The organism is Chryseobacterium sp. C-71 (genome assembly GCF_020911865.1).
GTDB lineage: Bacteria > Bacteroidota > Bacteroidia > Flavobacteriales > Weeksellaceae > Chryseobacterium.
On the sequence record NZ_CP087131.1, the window covers coordinates 3,039,430 to 3,057,976 of the forward strand.

The 18,547-nt window shown below is 34.8% G+C and carries 16 protein-coding genes; 13 read left to right on the plus strand and 3 right to left on the minus strand.

Going from position 1 to position 18,547, the window contains the following annotated elements:
- Nucleotides 1-76: 76 nt before the first annotated feature.
- Nucleotides 77-757 (minus strand): response regulator transcription factor, encoded by a 681-nt coding sequence (locus LNP04_RS13995; protein ID WP_229986306.1) that lies wholly within the window; start codon nt 755-757, stop codon nt 77-79.
- 10 nt (nt 758-767) lie between these two features.
- Nucleotides 768-2,021, minus strand: coding sequence for a sensor histidine kinase KdpD (locus tag LNP04_RS14000; protein ID WP_229983546.1), 1,254 nt, complete (start codon nt 2,019-2,021; stop codon nt 768-770).
- A gap of 169 nt (nt 2,022-2,190) precedes the next feature.
- On the opposite strand from LNP04_RS14000, the gene LNP04_RS14005 reads away from it, so the two are divergent.
- From LNP04_RS14005 to LNP04_RS14030, 6 genes are all read left to right on the plus strand, one after another.
- Nucleotides 2,191-2,604 (plus strand): DUF1573 domain-containing protein, encoded by a 414-nt coding sequence (locus LNP04_RS14005; protein ID WP_229983547.1) that lies wholly within the window; start codon nt 2,191-2,193, stop codon nt 2,602-2,604.
- 266 nt (nt 2,605-2,870) lie between these two features.
- Nucleotides 2,871-3,752 (plus strand): SDR family oxidoreductase, encoded by an 882-nt coding sequence (locus LNP04_RS14010; RefSeq protein ID WP_129535027.1) that lies wholly within the window; start codon nt 2,871-2,873, stop codon nt 3,750-3,752.
- 81 nt (nt 3,753-3,833) lie between these two features.
- Nucleotides 3,834-6,032 carry a M1 family metallopeptidase gene (locus LNP04_RS14015; RefSeq protein WP_229983548.1) on the plus strand — a complete coding sequence of 733 codons (2,199 nt, stop codon included), beginning with the start codon at nt 3,834-3,836 and terminating at the stop codon, nt 6,030-6,032.
- Nucleotides 6,033-6,193: 161 nt separating this feature from the next.
- On the plus strand, nt 6,194-7,021 hold the full coding sequence (locus LNP04_RS14020) for an endonuclease/exonuclease/phosphatase family protein (protein WP_229983549.1): 828 nt from the start codon (nt 6,194-6,196) through the stop codon (nt 7,019-7,021).
- A 177-nt stretch (nt 7,022-7,198) separates the two neighbouring features.
- A complete protein-coding gene (locus LNP04_RS14025; RefSeq protein WP_229983550.1) occupies nt 7,199-9,061 on the plus strand; it encodes a M1 family metallopeptidase in 1,863 nt (620 codons plus the stop codon).
- Between the two features lie 92 nt (nt 9,062-9,153).
- Nucleotides 9,154-9,858, plus strand: coding sequence for an FKBP-type peptidyl-prolyl cis-trans isomerase (locus tag LNP04_RS14030; protein WP_229983551.1), 705 nt, complete (start codon nt 9,154-9,156; stop codon nt 9,856-9,858).
- A 237-nt stretch (nt 9,859-10,095) separates the two neighbouring features.
- On the opposite strand, the gene clpB is transcribed toward LNP04_RS14030, so the two are convergent.
- Nucleotides 10,096-12,690, minus strand: a complete 2,595-nt coding sequence (clpB, locus tag LNP04_RS14035; RefSeq protein WP_229983552.1) for an ATP-dependent chaperone ClpB — start codon at nt 12,688-12,690, stop codon at nt 10,096-10,098.
- A 368-nt stretch (nt 12,691-13,058) separates the two neighbouring features.
- Between clpB and LNP04_RS14040 the strand changes: the two genes are divergently transcribed.
- The 7 genes from LNP04_RS14040 to LNP04_RS14070 all read left to right on the plus strand — a co-directional run bounded on the left by LNP04_RS14040 (nt 13,059) and on the right by LNP04_RS14070 (nt 18,316).
- Nucleotides 13,059-13,787, plus strand: a complete 729-nt coding sequence (locus LNP04_RS14040; RefSeq protein WP_229983553.1) for a hypothetical protein — start codon at nt 13,059-13,061, stop codon at nt 13,785-13,787.
- Nucleotides 13,788-13,802: 15 nt separating this feature from the next.
- The gene (locus tag LNP04_RS14045) at nt 13,803-14,579 is read left to right on the plus strand and encodes a hypothetical protein (protein WP_229983554.1); all 777 of its coding nucleotides are present in this window, start codon (nt 13,803-13,805) and stop codon (nt 14,577-14,579) included.
- 11 nt (nt 14,580-14,590) lie between these two features.
- Nucleotides 14,591-15,394 (plus strand): hypothetical protein, encoded by an 804-nt coding sequence (locus LNP04_RS14050; RefSeq protein ID WP_229983555.1) that lies wholly within the window; start codon nt 14,591-14,593, stop codon nt 15,392-15,394.
- Between the two features lie 64 nt (nt 15,395-15,458).
- On the plus strand, nt 15,459-15,626 hold the full coding sequence (locus tag LNP04_RS14055) for a hypothetical protein (protein WP_229983556.1): 168 nt from the start codon (nt 15,459-15,461) through the stop codon (nt 15,624-15,626).
- A 66-nt stretch (nt 15,627-15,692) separates the two neighbouring features.
- Nucleotides 15,693-16,511 carry a hypothetical protein gene (locus tag LNP04_RS14060; protein ID WP_229983557.1) on the plus strand — a complete coding sequence of 273 codons (819 nt, stop codon included), beginning with the start codon at nt 15,693-15,695 and terminating at the stop codon, nt 16,509-16,511.
- An 8-nt stretch (nt 16,512-16,519) separates the two neighbouring features.
- On the plus strand, nt 16,520-17,659 hold the full coding sequence (locus LNP04_RS14065) for a hypothetical protein (RefSeq protein WP_229983558.1): 1,140 nt from the start codon (nt 16,520-16,522) through the stop codon (nt 17,657-17,659).
- A gap of 81 nt (nt 17,660-17,740) precedes the next feature.
- Nucleotides 17,741-18,316 carry a TetR/AcrR family transcriptional regulator gene (locus LNP04_RS14070; protein WP_229983559.1) on the plus strand — a complete coding sequence of 192 codons (576 nt, stop codon included), beginning with the start codon at nt 17,741-17,743 and terminating at the stop codon, nt 18,314-18,316.
- Nucleotides 18,317-18,547: the final 231 nt, after the last annotated feature.

Genomic DNA, 18,547 nt, shown 5'->3' on the forward strand with positions numbered 1-18,547 from the left:
TTGGAAAGCGTAAAATTAATTAAAATCAAAAGATAATTATTGTTGATTAAAAATTTAATACGACAAACATCATCTTTTAGCTTTCAGAAAAACGAAAACCAATACCGTGAAGATTTTCTATGGTGATATTTTCTTCATCCGCAAAAACCTTGCGCAACCTTGAGATGAAAACATCCAAACTTCGTCCCATAAAATAATCGTCATCTCCCCAAACGGCTTTCAAAATATCCTGTCTTTTTAAAACAGAATTTTTATTAGTGATAAAATACAAAAGCAGTTCAGATTCTCTTTGCGTAAGGGTTATGATGTTATTTTCTTCCTGTAAAGTATAATTTTTTGGGTCGAAATTATATTTTCCAACTTTATATTTTGCAGGAGTGATATTCGTCTTTTTTGTACGTTTTAAGAAAATTTCAATTTTTAAAATAAGCTCTTCAATGCTGAAAGGCTTTACCAAATAATCATCGGCGCCAATTTTTAAACCTTTGATGCGGTCTTCTTTTAAAGCCTTAGCAGAAATAAAAATAATGGGAATCTCTGAGTTGTGTGTTCTGATATGTTTTGCCAGCTCAAAACCGTCAATTTCAGGCATCATGATATCGAGGAGACAAATATCGTAACTTCCCGTGTCGAATGCGTTCATTGCAGATTTCCCGTTGGCATGATAATCAATGTCATAATGAGATTCTAAACTGTCCTGAATCAGGAAAGCAATGGTCTGGTCGTCTTCGGCATATAAAATTTTAGATTTCTCCATCATGTAAACATTATTTTGAAAAAGGCAAAAACAGCGTTGTCGTAATTCCTTGGTCTTGATTGTTTTCAACAGAAATCTTCCAGTGATGTTGCTGAACGATCTTTTTTACATAAAATAAGCCCAATCCGAAACCATTGATTTCACTGTTTTTCTTAGCATTAACTCTGTAAAATTTATCAAAAATCTGAGGAATATTTTTACTTGGAATTCCAACTCCGTTGTCTTTAAACTTTAAATATAAGCCTTTTGAATCTTTATTTGATGAAATGCTAACGTTGGGCTCAGTTTCGCAATACTTGACTGAGTTGTCTAAAAGATTGTAAATGATATTGGTAAAGTGAAATTTATCTGCGATTACATAAGTATTGTTGTCAATATTCAAATCAATCGTCAGGTTTCCGTTTTTTTGCTGCATGGTCTCCGCAATTTCCTGAATAAAAGGAAGAAGGAGAATCTTTTCTGTTTTTAAAGAAAGTCCGGCCGCATCATTTTTGGCGATATTTAATATCTTTTCGATGTGATTATTCAGTTTGTTGCTTTGATTAATGATAATCGAAGTGTAAGTCTGAAGTTTAGAGTTTTCTCTTATAATTTCCTGCTTATTCAAAGATTCAGTGGCCAATAAAATTGACGATAACGGAGTTTTGAACTCGTGGGTCATGTTATTGATAAAATCACGCTGCAATTCTGAGAATTTCTTTTGCTGAATAATGGTGTAGATTGAATAAACATAAACCAAAAGAATGATGATGAGAGCAAAGGTAAGGATATACCAAAACTTCAACGAGCCAATCATATACGTCATCTTATCTGGAAAACGGATAGAGAAGTAATACGTCAGATTTTCGTGCTTCGGAAAATTGATGGTCTTGTTTTTTGAAGTCTCCTGATGTGCAGAAATATATTTCCCATAGATCATTTTATCGCTGTGGCAATTATAAACTGCGTACGTATAATTGGTATTAATTTGAAATCTGGTGAATTCAGTTTTTAAATAATATTCAAGAATCGTAGGATCAAACTCATTGTTAATATTCACCACATAATAGTCGTTATCAACGTTCTGTACAGGACTTTGAATAAAAGAAGTTTGCTCGCCAGAGAGTTTTTCTACCACTTCAAGAAGAGCGATATTGACCTTTTGATTAAATTTTTTATCCTCAAAGTTATACGCCTGTCTGGTCCACAAAAGTTGAGCGATCAGAATTCCGATGATAGCAACAAGCCCAAGCGTTATAATGATATTGAGTTTTTTGATTTCCATTTTCAGAAGCAATATTATCCAAAAATATCTATTTATCTTTTATCATTAACAACTTGTTAACAAATGTTTGAAAACGGTTAACAATATCTCACGATTTTCGTCTTTACATTTGCTCTATCGAAACAAAAGAATCAAATTTCTTTGAATAATTAATGATAAAAATTTACTTATGAAAAATTTAAAAATTACAGCACTACTTGCAGTTATGGCATTTTCACCATTTTATGCTAATGTATTTCCGGTTGAAGGAACTCCTATCGTAAAAGTAGTTGCAGAAGCAGCTAAGTGGAAATCAGAATCTATTGACGTTGGTAGTATCCCTCAGGGAAAACCGAAATTGATTAGATTTGAGTTTACAAACACATCAAAAAAACCAATCATCATTGAAAATGTTGCTCCATCTTGCGGTTGTACAACAGCAGACTACAGTAAGAAGGCAATTCTTCCGGGAAAAAAAGGTTTCGTAGAAGCTAGTTTCAATGCAGCAAGTGCTGGTCCATTTATTAAGACCGTAAATGTAACAACAAGCGATAGCAAAACTCCTAAAACTCTTTCTTTCAAAGGAACGGTTACTGCGGCATAATTATATTCTGATAGCAATTAATTTTTACGATTGGCTTAAAATCAGTATTTCAAATAAATAAGAGCAATCTTGTATTTAGTTACGAGATTGCTTTTTTATTTTTAAATTAAAAATGAAGTTTTAGTTATTTTTTAAATCCATTTTTTTCACCTTTTACAGCTTAATTCAATATTATAATGCAGAGAATATTATTTACAACATCATTTATCCATAGATTTTACGCTCCATCCATTTAATATTTATTATTTTTAAGAAAAATAAAATATATGAATCAATATACACAACCCATGTTGAGGGAAGATGCTCTTAAAGGAAAAGTTGCCATCGTGACTGGTGGGGGAAGCGGTCTTGGAAAAGCAATGACCAAATATTTTCTTCAGTTGGGAGCCAAAGTGGTAATTACATCAAGAAATCTTGAAAAACTTTACGGAACTGCCAAAGAATTGGAAGACCAAACCGGCGGAAGAGTGCTTTGTGTTGCCTGCGATGTCAGAAATTGGGATGAAGTGGAAGCAATGAAAGAAGCAACCCTGAAAGAATTTGGGAGAATTGATATTTTATTAAATAACGCAGCCGGAAATTTTATCTCGCCAACAGAAAGATTAACGCATTCTGCTTTTGATTCTATTTTAGATATTGTTTTAAAAGGAACAAAAAACTGTACCCTTTCAATCGGAAAACACTGGATTGATTCTAAAACACCTGGAACGGTTTTAAATATTGTTACCACGTATGCATGGACGGGTTCTGCATATGTCGTTCCTTCAGCTTGTGCAAAAGCAGGAGTTTTGGCAATGACAAGATCGTTAGCCGTGGAATGGGGAAAATACAATATTCGTTTTAATGCGATAGCGCCGGGACCTTTCCCTACAAAAGGAGCTTGGGACAGATTGCTTCCGGGAGATATGAAAGACCAGTTTGATTTGGCTAAAAAAAACCCGTTAAAAAGAGTAGGGGAACATCAGGAATTGGCAAATCTTGCGGCGTATCTGGTTTCAGATTTTTCATCTTTTGTGAATGGGGAAGTGGTAACCATCGATGGTGGAGAATGGCTGCAGGGCGCAGGTGAATTTAATATGCTTGAAGATATTCCGCAGGAAATGTGGGATACGTTGGAGGCAATGATTAAATCAAAAAAATCAAATTAATTAAAATCAGTAAATTACACTCCCGGACTTGTTTCAATTTCGGGATTTTTTTTAATCAAAAGAATTACAAAAATATTTTCAATGAATTTAAAATTCCCAACGATAATTTCTACGGTAGCAGTAATGCTTTTTGCCAATTCTGTCTCTGCTCAGGAAGCTCCAAAATATGATTATGTAGAAACCTTTAAACCATTTTTCTATTCTCAAACCGGAACAGAAACCCGTTCTGCGAGCGGTCAGCCGGGACACGCTTATTGGCAGAATTCTGCAAATTATCATCTCAACGTCAGCTTAAACGACACCAAAAATGAAATCACAGGCACGGCTGAAATTACCTACACCAACAACAGTCCGGATAAAATGAGCTTTCTGTGGCTGCAGCTGGATCAAAATTTATTTGAAAAAGATTCCCGTGGAAATGCTTTAGTACCGCTTTCCGGAAGCAGAAACGGAGCAAAAGGGGAAACTTTCGATGGTGGATATAAAATTAAATCTGTAAAATACGACGGTAAAGATGTAAAATATACCATTACAGATACCAGAATGCAGATCGATCTTCCTCAGGAACTGAAAGCAAAAGGTGGAGTAGCGAAAATTAAAATTGAATATACCTTCTTGTCTCCACAATACGGATCAGACAGAATGGGCGTTCAGGATACGGAAAACGGTAAAATCTTTACAATGGCACAATGGTATCCGAGAATGTGCGTGTATGATGACGTTTTGGGTTGGAACACAATGCCTTATTTAGGAGCGTCAGAGTTTTATCTTGAATATGGTGATATTACCGCAAACATTACCGTTCCTGCCAATCATTATGTTGTTGCATCGGGAGAACTTTTGAATGAAAAAGAAGTGTATTCAAAGGAAGAAAACAACAGATGGTCGCAGGCAAGAAACTCAGATAAAACAATCATGATCAGACCGGAATCTGAAATCGGAAAAAATAATGTTTCAGGAACGAAAACCTGGAAGTTTAAAATCAATCAAACCAGAGATTTTGCATGGGCATCTTCGCCTGCATTTATTGTAGACGCGGCAAAAATCAATCTTCCGAGTGGCAAAAAATCATTAGCAATCTCTGCTTATCCTGTTGAAAGTGCAGGAAATAGCGCATGGGGAAGATCTACAGAATATACAAAGGCAGCTATCGAACATTATTCTGCAAAATGGTACGAATATACTTATCCTGCCGCAACTAACGTAGCCGGAAACGAAGGTGGAATGGAATATCCGGGAATTGTTTTCTGCCATATGAATTCTAAAGGAGAAGATCTTTGGGGCGTTACTGATCATGAGTTCGGGCACAACTGGTTCCCGATGATCGTAGGTTCCAACGAAAGGCTTTTTGCTTGGATGGATGAAGGTTTCAACACATTTATCAATGAATTATCGACTGAAGCATTCAATAAAGGTGAATATTATTCAAAGAAAAATATTGCACAGACCGGAGCTTTTCTGATGAGTGATCAGTTTGAACCAATTATGGTGGGACCTGATAATATGAAAGAAAATAATATCGGAGTTTTAGCCTATTACAAACCAGGAATGGGAATGGGGATTTTGAGAGAATCTATCCTTGGACCTGAAAAATTCGATAAAGCTTTCAGAACTTACATTGAGCGTTGGGCATTCAAACATCCTACACCGTGGGATTTCTTCCGCACCATGGAAAATGTTTCGGGGGAAGAATTGAACTGGTTCTGGAGAGGTTGGTTCATCAACAAATGGAAAATCGACCAAGCGATAAAGACTGTGAAGTATGTAAATGGCGATTTCAAAAACGGAGCGCAGATTACCGTAGAAAATTTGGGTCAATTGCCAATGCCTACGACCGTTCAGTTAAAATTTAAAGACGGAACAGACAAAATTGTGAAATTGCCTGTAGAAATCTGGAAAAGAAATACAGAGTGGACATTTAAAGTAGACTCAACAAAAGAAATCGCAGAGGTAAAATTAGATCCCAAATCTGAAATTCCTGATGTAAATCCTAAAAACAACACATGGTCTTCTGCAGATGCAAAAATGGTGGAGAAAATCAATGTGAAAGATTTCACCGGAACTTATGGAAGTAAGGAACTTAATTTAAAACTGACCTTTAAAGAAAAAGACAACCAATTGTTTGGTCAGGCAGCAGGTCAACAGGAATTTCCACTAGAATACGTTGGTAATAGCACTTTTACTTTTGATCAGGCTCAGATTTCAATGGTTTATAGTAAAGATAAAAAGACCATTGCGTTTACTCAAGGCGGTAGAGAATTTAAATTTGTAAAAGAATAAATTGAAATCAGTATTTCAAACTTAACAGCATAAAAACGAGGCTCCGGAAATTCTCCGGAGTTTTTTTTATGAATTTAATTTAACAGGAAATTTTCATATTATTAGCTTTCTCTACATCAGAATTTTTATTTTTGTTTTTTTAATTTAAGCTAAACACTAAAATGAATTTCAGATTTTCAATCGTATTGCTGATGTTTTTTGCATTAGGTTTTTCTCAGGATCTTAAAGTGATGAGTTTTAATATCAGACTCAATGTAGATTCCGACAAAGAAAATGCTTGGCCAAACAGGAGACAGGATGTTGCAGACTTATTGACGTATTATCATCCGGATTTTTTCGGCGTTCAGGAAGCACTTCCCGAGCAGATGAAAGATATTAAAATGAGTTTGAAAAATTACGATTACGTTGGAGTCGGAAGAGATGATGGAAAGGAAAAAGGGGAATTTTCAGCGATATTTTATGATACTAAAAAACTTCAGATTGTAAAATCAGGAACCTTCTGGCTTTCTGAAACTCCAGAAAAACCTTCGAAAGGCTGGGATGCTGCATTGAATAGAATTTGTACCTATGCGATTTTTAAAGATAAAGATTCAAAGAAAGAATTTCTGGCAATGAATATTCATTTTGACCACATCGGAAATATCGCAAGAGTAAAATCCTCAGAATTAATCTTGAAAAAAGCGAAAGAGCTGAATCCTAAAAATTTACCTCTAGTATTAACAGGTGATTTTAATTTAACAGAAGATTCTGAGCCCGTAAAAATTCTTTCACAAAATCTGGAAGATACTTTCTACAATGCAGAAAAGAAACATTATGGTCCGGTGGGAACATTCACAGCATTTAATGTCAATGAAGTTCCGAAAGACAGGATCGATTATATTTTCACAAAAGGGTTTAAAATAAAATCTCACAGACACATCAACGACAGACGGGAAAATCTTCTTTATCCTTCAGACCATTTCCCGGTTTTGGTTGATTTGCAGTTTTAAAAAAATATTTAAATAAAAATAATAATAAGCTTTGTTCAGTTGGATGAAGCTTATTTTTATTAAATCAAGCTTGTCAATTCAATGATTAATCAAAAGCTGAAGAGTTTAAATGAAAAATTATATCTATATGATTTGTTACTTTTATGTTAAATTGAATACTGATAGAAAAATAATATAATGAAAAGGATATTTTTAATTGTAGCTTCTGTTTTGTTTTGGCAAATTTCCGCTCAGGAATTGTATATGCCGAGAAATATTAAAAAAGCTTACGAAAACGGAACCCGCAATATTTCAGGAGCACCTGGAAAAAACTACTGGCAGAACAAAGGAATTTATGATGTTGAGGTAAAAGTAGATGCTAAAACGAAAATTGTTTCGGGAAAAGAAACGATTGTTTACAGCAACAACAGTCCGAATGATTTAGATGAATTGGCAATACGCTTTGTGAACAATCTGCACAAACCAGAATCTCCAAGATCGGGCTCTGTGTCAAAAGATTTTTTATCATCAGGTTTAAAAATTAAATCTTTCATCGTTGATGGTTCTGCGTACAACGTTAACAGCGAAAGTTGGGGAACAGTAGAAAAAGTAAAGCTTCAGACCGTTTTAAAATCGAAATCAAAAGCTGAAGTGAAAATTGAATGGGAATATCCTCTGTCTGTACAAAGCGGAAGGGAAGGGCAGATCGATTCTGAAACTTTTTATGTCGCTTATTCTTTCCCGAGAATTTCTGTATATGACGACTATAACGGCTGGGATATGCTTCCGCATTCTGACCGACAGGAGTTCTACAATGATTTTAATGATTACTCTTTTGCGATTTCTGTCCCGAAAAATTATGTGGTTTGGTCTACGGGTGATTTTCTGAATCCTGAAGAAGTTTTGCAACCGGAATATTTGAATCGATTTAAAAATTCTCTCACAAGCGATGAGATTATTCATATTGCTAACGAAGCAGAAATGAAATCTGGTAAAGTCACCAAAAATAACAAATGGAATATCTGGAAATTTAAAGCCAATAATATTACAGATTTTTGTTTTGCTTTGAGCAATCATTATGTCTGGGACGGCTCAAGTGTTCAGTTACACACCAAAAGAGCAAGTGTACAGGCGGGTTACAAAGCGGGCGCAAAAGATTTTGAACATTATGTAGAATGGATGCGCTATAATCTCGATTGGTTTTCAAAAAACTGGCCGGGTGTAGAATATCCTTTTCCGACAATGACGGCAATTCAGGGTTATGCAGATATGGAATATCCAATGATGATCAACGATACAAGTATTCCCGATGATTTTCAAGATGCAAGACTGACGGCTGATCATGAAATTGCACACACCTATTTTCCTTTTTATATGGGAATCAACGAAACCCGTTATGCTTTTATGGATGAGGGCTGGGCAACGACTTTGGAATATTTAATCGGAATTGATGAGAACGGAAAAGATGCCGCCGAAAAATTTTATAAAAACTTCCGTGTCAAGCGATGGATTAATGACGCTTCCGCAGAGCAGGATCAACCCATCATCACGATGAGTACACAGGTAAGTGGCGCGGGTTACGGAAATAATTCTTATGTGAAGTCATCGCTGTCATATTTAGCATTAAAAGATTATCTGGGAGATGATTTGTTTAAAAAAGCTTTACATCATTATATGGATAATTGGAATGGGAAGCATCCGATTCCGTGGGATTATTTTTATTCGATGAATACAGGATCTGGGAAAAATTTGAATTGGTTTTTCAACAATTGGTTTTACACCAATTATTATATCGATTTAAAAATAACAAATGCGGGTCAGCAAAAAGGAAAATTAATGGTTAAGGTCGATAATGTAGGAGGTTTTGCAGTTCCTTTTGATGCCGTCGTGACCTACGAAGATCAGTCGGTTGATAAAACTCATTTTACTCCTCAAATCTGGGAAAATGATCAGAAAAAAGCAGTGATTTCTATTTCAACAAAGAAGAAAGTAAAATCTGTAATGCTTGATGGTGGGCTTTTTATGGATTATACACCGGATGATAATTTGAAAAATTTGTAGCAGAAAAATTATTTAGAGCAGGAAAGTTTCTGTAATAAATGATAGATTTGCACCGATTTAATTCGTTCATTATAAATAATAAAAATTATCAAATGAAAAAACAGACTATTGCATTACTTTGCATAGCCATCTTTAGTCTTTCTTGTGCTCAGGAAAGCGATTCAAAGAAAAACGGTAAATATACAGACGACCAAAAAGCTTCTTATTATATAGGTCTAAACATTGCTCAAAGCATGAAACAGGAAGGTTTCAAGGTAGATGCTGACCTTTTGGCTCAGGCTATCAAAGAAGAAATGGAAGGCAAAAAGAAGTTGATGCCGGCTGAAGAAATGACTGCCTTTATGCAAGACTTTATGCAGAAGCAGCATGAAAAAAAGCAAGCAGCGGCGGGATTGCAAGCAACGGAAAATAAGAAAAAAGGCCTGGATTTTCTTGCGAAAAATAAAAGTAACCCTAAGGTGAAAACCACTGCTTCAGGTTTGCAGTATGAGGTGTTGCAGGAAGGTGATGGAAAAACAAAACCAAAAGCATCAGATGTTGTACAGGTAAAATATACCGGAAAACTTCTGGATGGAACTGTTTTCGATTCTACAGACAAAAATGGAGGTAATCCAATGGATATCAACCTCGGTAGCGTAATCAGAGGATGGACGGAAGGTATCCAACTCATGAGTAAAGGTTCTAAATACAGATTTTATATCCCTTCAGATCTTGCTTACGGAGATAACGGAGCGGGTGCCGCAATTCCTGCAGGTGCTACCATTATCTTTGATGTAGAATTGGTGAATATAAAATAGAGATATTTTTCAAACAATATTCAAAAAAGAAGCTGAAAGGCTTCTTTTTTTGTTAAATCACTGACAAGTAGATATAGTGACTCCAAATTTCCATGTCGTAAGAAAATACGATTTTACTAGAGTATGATATCAACAATTGAATTTGTTGATTTTACAGATGATGTTTTAAAAATGAAAATTTCCGCAGACAAAATCTACGGAAATTCTTTAAAAATAATGTATATGAAAAAAAACTACTTATTTTTCTGTCGGTCTAAAAACCAAACCTGTCTCCTCGAAATAATCCAGCGTAATTCTGTCGCCGTCATTCACGGTTCCAGCGAGGATTTCTTTGGATAATTTATTCAAAACTTCCTGCTGAATGACTCTTTTTAAAGGCCTTGCTCCAAAAACCGGGTCGTAACCTTTGTTAGTTAAATAATTCAAGGCATCTTGTGTTGCAGTCATAATGATATTTCTTTTCAGCAACAAATCATTGAAACCTCTCAACTGATACTGAACGATTTTTCCGATTTCTTTTTTTCTTAAAGGCTGGAACAGCACAGTTTCATCAATTCTGTTCAGAAATTCCGGACGAAGCGTTTGCTTTAATAAATCAAAAACTTCAATTTTTGTTTTAGCGACAATTTCATCCTGATTTTCCTCTGTAATATTCTCAAAATTCTCCTGAATAATATGTGAACCCAGATTTGAAGTCATAATGATAATCGAGTTTTTGAAATTCACAACTCTACCTTTATTATCCGTCAAACGACCGTCATCCAAAACCTGTAACAATGTGTTGAAAACATCAGGATGCGCTTTCTCAATTTCATCTAAAAGCACCACTGAATAAGGTCTTCTTCTCACTGCTTCCGTTAATTGACCACCTTCATCATACCCAACATATCCCGGAGGCGCACCAACCAATCGAGAAACAGAATGACGCTCTTGATATTCACTCATATCGATTCTCGTCATATTGTTTTCGTCGTCGAATAAAAACTCAGCTAAAGCTTTTGCCAGCTCAGTTTTACCCACTCCGGTGGTTCCTAAAAATAAGAAACTTCCAATTGGTTTTTTCTCGTCGCTTAATCCGGCTCTGTTTCTTCTGATGGCATCTGCAACCGCTTCAATCGCTTCTTCCTGACCGACGACTCTGTGATGCAATTCGGTTTCTAGGTGCAATAATTTTTCTCTTTCAGATTGAAGTAATTTTGTAACAGGAATTCCTGTCCATTTTCCGATTACTTCTGAGATATTGTCTGCGGTTACCTCTTCCTTAATCAATTCATTCTGATGATTTTGCATTTCTAATTCAAGTTTTTGCAAAGCATCTTCCTTCTCTTTAATTTTTCCGTACTGAATTTCAGCAACTTTCGCATAATCTCCTGCTCTTGAAGCTCTTTCTGCTTCCAGTTTCAGAGATTCTATATCTTTTTTGATGGATGTTAAATCCTCAGATTTTTGTTTTTCTTTCAGCCATTTAGCATTGATTTCGTTTCTTTCTTCAGAAATTTTCGAAATATCTTCTTTTAAATGATCGATTTTGGTTTGATTTCCTTCTCTTGAAATGGCTGCCAGTTCAATTTCCATCTGCATCAGTTTTCTGTCGAGAACATCCAGTTCTTCAGGTTTTGAATTGATTTCCATTCTCAACTTAGCCGAAGCTTCATCAATCAAATCAATCGCTTTATCCGGCAAAAATCGGTCTGAAATATATCGTTGAGACATTTCCACCGCCGCAATAATTGCTTCGTCTTTGATTCTTACTTTGTGGTGAGCTTCATATTTATCTTTAATTCCACGCAAAATAGAAATCGCAGATTCCATATCAGGTTCTTCCACCATTACTTTCTGGAAACGTCTTTCTAAGGCTTTATCTTTTTCGAAATATTTTTGATATTCATTTAAAGTGGTTGCACCGATTGCTCTTAATTCTCCTCTTGCCAAAGCAGGTTTTAGGATATTTGCAGCATCCATTGCGCCTTCACCGCCTCCAGCTCCTACTAAAGTGTGGATCTCGTCGATGAAAAGAATAATTTGTCCCTCTGATTTGATAACTTCATTCACAACAGATTTCAAACGCTCTTCAAATTCACCTTTGTATTTTGCACCGGCAATCAATGCACCCATATCCAAAGAGTACAAAGTTTTATCCTGCAGATTTTCAGGAATATCTCCGGAAATAATTCTGTGTGCAATTCCTTCTGCAATTGCGGTTTTACCAACTCCAGGTTCACCAATCAGAATCGGGTTGTTTTTTGTTCTTCTTGATAGAATTTGTAAAACTCTCCTGATTTCTTCATCGCGACCGATTACGGGATCTAATTTTCCTTCTGCGGCTAATTCGTTGAAGTTTTTAGCATATTTTTTTAAAGACTGGTACGTTTCTTCTGAACTGGCAGAATTTGCAGTACTTCCTTTTCTTAATTCTTTAATTCCGCCTTCCAAAAGACTTTTGGTTACGCCCATATCTTTCAACGTTTTCGAAACTTCAGAATTTGTTTCCAAAAGCGAAAGCCATAAATGTTCGATCGTTACGAATTCATCACCCATTTTTTTAGCGATGTTGGGCGCATCAAGCAAAACTTTGTTCGCTGATTGTGAAAGGTAAATGTTTCCACCCTGCACTTTTGGAAGTTTTTCTAAATTTTCGCGGTTGCGCTCTCTTAACAAAGTGGCATCTGCTTCAGATTTCTTTAATAAAAAAGGCGATATATTTTCATCTATTTGAAAGATTCCTTCCAAAAGATGTTGAGGTTCTATTTGCTGATTGCCAAATTCCATTGCTACTTGCTGAGCGGCTTGGATGGCTTCCTGTGATTTTACGGTATATTGGTTTAAGTTCATATTATGTATATTTTGATTCTGTAATTTTTAGTTGTCAATTTAAGATTTTAAACATCAGATTTCAGACCATAAGAATCTAATAAGTGCTAATTTTAAAAGCTGATCATCTAATTTCTGATGTTCACAATCTTATTTAATCATTTAATTTGGTTAGCTTATCGCAAAAAGTATTCTATTGTTGAATTTGTAAAAATAAGTGACATAATTTCACATATTTAGATTTTTGGATGTTTTTTCAAGACAAATTTACCTGTTTTAGTGGAGTTTATTAATTTTTTTAAAAACTATGCAACGCATATTTTTTTATTTATTTTAATTTTTTTTGTTACAATTTTATGCTATATATTTGCAGACACAAAACATAAATGATGACTAAATTAAAAATTTACTCAACCGTACTATTCTGTATTTTTTTTCAAAATTTATTTTCTCAAGTTGGTGTCAACAACTCAAATCCTCAACAGGCACTGCATGTCTCAGGTTTTGGTGTAGGAAGTTCTCAACCGGTTATTCAGATCGACGGTCTTAATTTTACTAATAATACTGCGCATGAGGATGCTAATTCTCAAAAAAGATTGTTCGCAACATCAGATGGTGATCTTTTAATTTTAGGCAACAATCAAACAAATGTTTCATATAGATCGTCTGCGATTTCGACGATAACAATTCCTGCAGGAGCTGAGACTATAGTGTCTACTTATAGTTTTGCTTTAGAATATCCTTCCGTAGTTCATTTTGAGGCTAGGCCAACACTGTATATTGATGCATCAGCCTCCGCTGCATTAACAAGAATAAACGGACAGGCGAGACAAATCGGTTTTTACTATAAATTTACTGCTGCTCCATCTGGCGTCACAACCAACAAAAGCTTTGGAAATACGGTAATGTCTTGGGTTACATATACTCCGGCAGATACAGATCAACAGTATCGAGGTGATTATATATTTAATCCAAAAAAAGAGCTTAGTTTACCAAAAGGTAATTATACGGTTTCACTATGTGCATTTGTACAAAACGGTGATGTGGGTTATCAAACCAATTTTACTTCTCAGAGTTCACAAAATATGCGAGTGAGTATATCTCCTGTCGTTTACTAATTATTAAAATTTTTTATGAAGAAATTAGTTTATATTATATTGATAATAGAATCCTCATTGTTATATGGACAGGTTGGGATAGGTACAATGAGTCCTCAAAAAGCAGTTAGTATCTCGGGCACAAGTACAGGTGTTACGATCCCCGCTACTTCAATAGAATTGAGAAGACCAACCATAAGAGTGGAAGGTCTTAATAATACCAATCAGTCAATCAGCGATAAGATACGACCTATATCTGTAACAGATCAAGGTGATTTGGTTCTTGCACCAGCTTTGGTAAAACCTTTAATAATGATTGATAGCTTCAATTCCACAAACTCCGAAACGGATTATCTGCCTAGTTCTATAACGACTAATCAGACAACTACTGCTCTTGCAACTGATCTGGTTTTGCGAACTTTCAGCTTTAATATCACCTCGCCATCATTAGTGAAAATAGGTGCCGTCACAAGCTTCCAGTTTTCCAGAGCAGATAATGGTAATCCTGTAACTGATGGGTCTAACAGACTTTGGGGAACAAGATTTAGGTTTTCTCTTGCTCCTGCAGGAATATCTACGGCAGCGACTTCCTATTTCGGAGAGTCGTTGAAGGGTTATTATAACAGGGTTAGTAATGCATCTGCAACAGGTATACATTATGCGAATTCAGAAGATGTTATTTTTTTACCAAGCGGAAGTTATGCAGTAGAAGTAATTTCATCTGTAACAACAGCAACAGGACAGACACCATTAAGAATTATAAACGGATCAGGAGATGACACTTTTAGTGTTATTGCATATCCTGTAGAATAAAGAATAATAGAATGAAAAAGATAAGCACAATATTCTTTCTTTCGTTTTCTATGGGTATGGTGTATGCTCAAACAGGAAATGTAGGAATCAATACCAATAACCCACAACAGAAGTTACACATAGGTGGGTCGTCTAGTGTAGTAGACAGTAATATCGGAACGACTGGGGTTCAGTTGGTTTCACCAACAATAAGAATAGATGGACTTAATAGCACCAATAATCCTACAGTTTTTACCAGTACAGAAACTACAAATCCGGTATATGTAAATGCTTCCGGGATTAGCAGTACAGTAAAAGGTGTGCAGTTGTTTAGCAATACTGCTGTGGGCGGTGATGCAATCACAACTCCGGTTACTTTAAGTAATCCTACTTTAGCAGGAACAGTGCCATCTGTTCGCTCCACAGGCGCTTTAGCTACAGTGTCGTTCACGCTTACTCAAAGGTCTGTAGTCTACATAGCTTCTTCTTTATCTGCTAGAGTTATAGATACTAGCGGAAATCCTTTAGTAGAGACCAATCACAAAATTATAGCATCCAATATCATATTTGATTTAGCGCCTGCTTCAACTGGTTTGCAAGGCACTGGTGCTACAAGAAATTTTTCATCAACTGATACTGCAATATACACTAATGGTGTTGCTAATTCTATCAATACGATTACATTAAGTCCCAGCTCTGAGTTAATACTTCCGGCCGGAAGTTATACCATCAATCTTTATGGTATAACAGGAGGTGCTACTCAAAGACCCGAATATAGAGTGGTTTTCGGAGAAGGAGCCAGAGACAAGCTTAATGTATTTGCTAAGCCTTTATAATAATTTGACCGATCGGAAACTAAGTAATATTTTTTTAACATTTAAAATTTTTATGATGAACAACATGAACGAAAAGTTAGCAAAATTCTCAATTGAGAAATTAGAAGAGCGTAAAGAGTTTACTTTCTACTGTATTCCAAAGCCATGTCCACCAAAACCACCATGTGGTAACGGAGGAGGAGGTACTACTCCTGGTAATGGGGATGGAAACGGCGGTGGTGGCGATTTTTAATTTCCCGAGCTAACATAAGTACCTGAGCGTAAGCTCAGGTATTTTAATATCAATTAAGATTAAAATATGGAATCCAATAAGAAGATAACGAATCATTTTTTTAAAAATCAAATTCATTTTTTAAAAGAAAACTTTGTGATAGATAATGAGCAATTATTCCAGCAATTTAGCATTGCTGTTGAAAGGTATTGTTATTTTTCTTTTGAGATGGATAAGTTAATTGACGGAGATTATAATTTTTCCGAACAATTTAAATCATCAGATGACAAAGTTTATCAGATTGTTAATAATCATCAGAAAGCCTTGAGAATATTATTGAATATTTTTCCTGATAATCATCGGTTTTGGGATGATTTGGATGAAACAAGCCAAAGATATTATCATATTTTAACGAAGGAAAAGTATAATAATAATGAAAGAAAAATTTTTACAATTAAGGATTTTGAAGAGTATGCTATATCTAAACATTGTCTTGCTTATATACCTATAAAAGGTCTCAGTTACCTTTTTGAAACAAAGGTCGATTTGCAGAAAATGGAGAATATTTTCACGGAAATTTTTTTAGGAATGCAGATGAATGACGATATTGAAGATTTTAATTCTGATCTTTTGAGCGGACAGTGGACGTACGTTCATTCTTTGGTACAGGAATTCATGACAAAAAATAATATAAATGACAATTCTGAATTAGATAAATTCAGAGAAAGAGTATTCTATGTTTCCGGAATAGGAGAAGAATTTACGAGATACTCTAAAGAACGTTTTATCTCTGCAAAAGTGCTTTCACAGGATTCTGGTTTTACAGAACTAAAAGTATGGTTAGATAACACGATATCCATTATTGATCAGAATGAAAAAATTATTCTAAATCTAACTTCTAATTAATAAGTAAAATGTCACTTATTCGTAAAGATTATACACTCTCATCATATAATGAAAATAGCTGGATTGTTGAGATTTTCGGTCAGCACTTTATCATTAATCATGAAAGTAAATCGGTTCTGGAAATTCTTTCTGTCTCTGAAACCTATGACGAAGCTGTGGGGAAATTCAATACTTCTTTCAAGGATAATTTAAATACAGAAAGCTTTATAGAGCTCGTGAAGAATATTTTTTCTAAAATTCCGATTTTTGATAACGATCGTAAGGATGCAAATCCGCAGAAGAGTTTTATAAAATTTCAAAAAACGATAATTACATCTGAGCTGGCTAAAAAATTGATTAATCCTTTCCGTTTTTTATTTATTAAGAAAATATTCTGGACATTATTTATAGGTCTTTCGATTTTAGCTGTAGTTCTCGTTGTAAAAACACCACTTTCTTCTTTGCAGGAAGTTCATATGCTATGGATAGCACTATTATATACACCAACTGTTTTTCTTCATGAGTTAGGACACATAGCGGCTTGTAATAAATATACCCATAAAAATGGTGAGATAGGTTTTGGAATTTACTTTATTTTCCCTGTTTTTTATTCTGATGTTTCAGCAATTTGGCATGCTAAAAAAGAAGAACGGGTGATCACTAATCTGGCAGGCATTTACTTGCAGATGTTGAGTATGCTGATTTTCATTGTTTTACATTATTTTACAAATAATAGTCTTTTTTTACAGATGGCTTTTATCTTAGCTGTGTACAGTTATATTCAGTTAATTCCATTTATAAGATCAGATGGATATTGGCTGTTGTCAGACTTGTCATCAACTCCCAATTTGCATGAACGGTCACAATCAGAATTAAAAATGTGGCTTACAAAACCTTTAAAAAAAATCACACAAAGTACACCGAAAGAATATTTTATTTTGCTTTATGGAATTTTCAACACCGTGATTTTCGGATACTTTATTATAACTCAGATTGTCTATCAATGGAGAGATTTGCTCAACTTTCCTATCTATATTTATAATTCGGTAATCAGTATTTTTAAGTTAAATTTTTCAGATTTATATCTTGCACCAAATATTATAACAATCATTATATTCTATATTATTTGTTTCAGATATATCAATAAAATATTTACAAAAAAAGCCTGAGTTCACTTCTTTTATTTTAAATCATTTCTATTGAAAATTATATTTCAGATAGAAAAGTATACTTTTGTAAATCGATTAAAGATGGAACTTAAAGAAAAACAAAAGAAAATATTAGACGTTGCGGTAGAACTTTTCAAAGAGAAGGGCTATATGGGCAGCTCGGTAAGAGATTTGGCTGCAAAACTCAACATAAAAGCTGCTTCTTTGTATGCGCACATTCGTTCAAAAGAAGAAATTCTCGAATGGATTTGCTTCGGAATTGCTCACGAATTCTTCGCTCAGCTTCAGGAAATCAAGAATACAAACCTTCCTCCAAAAGAAAAATTAAATCTGTTTATCGACAAGCATTTATCTGTGGTTCTCGAAAGCCGTGATGTAACGCATATCTATTCAAACGAGTGGAAACATTTGGATGGTCGTCTTCCTGAATTTGTAGAAATGAGAAAAAACTATCAGCTGGAAGTCGAACAGCTATTACTTGAAATATACAAAGCAGAAAACTGGGAACTCAAATCACCAACGTTCACGACAAGATTTATCCTTCATACTTTAAACAACTCTTATTTCTGGTTCAAAAGAAATACAGAATCTTCTGTTGACATCAAAGAGGAAATTAGAGATAAAATACTTTTTGGGCTTTTGGGGAATCACAAATAATAAACTTCTTTCGTCATTCTGACGAAGAAGAATCTCCAATTATTTAATTCAAAAATAAACATTTAGTTTGTCATTCCGGAGGAATCTTGATACGAATTATCAAGTATGGTTAGGTTCCGCTCTGAAGCACAAACTTTGTAGATGTCTAATATGCATGAGGTTGTCATTTCGATGAATAAAAAAACTATACTCTTTAGTATAAAAATAAATTCTTCACTACACTTTCGCTTT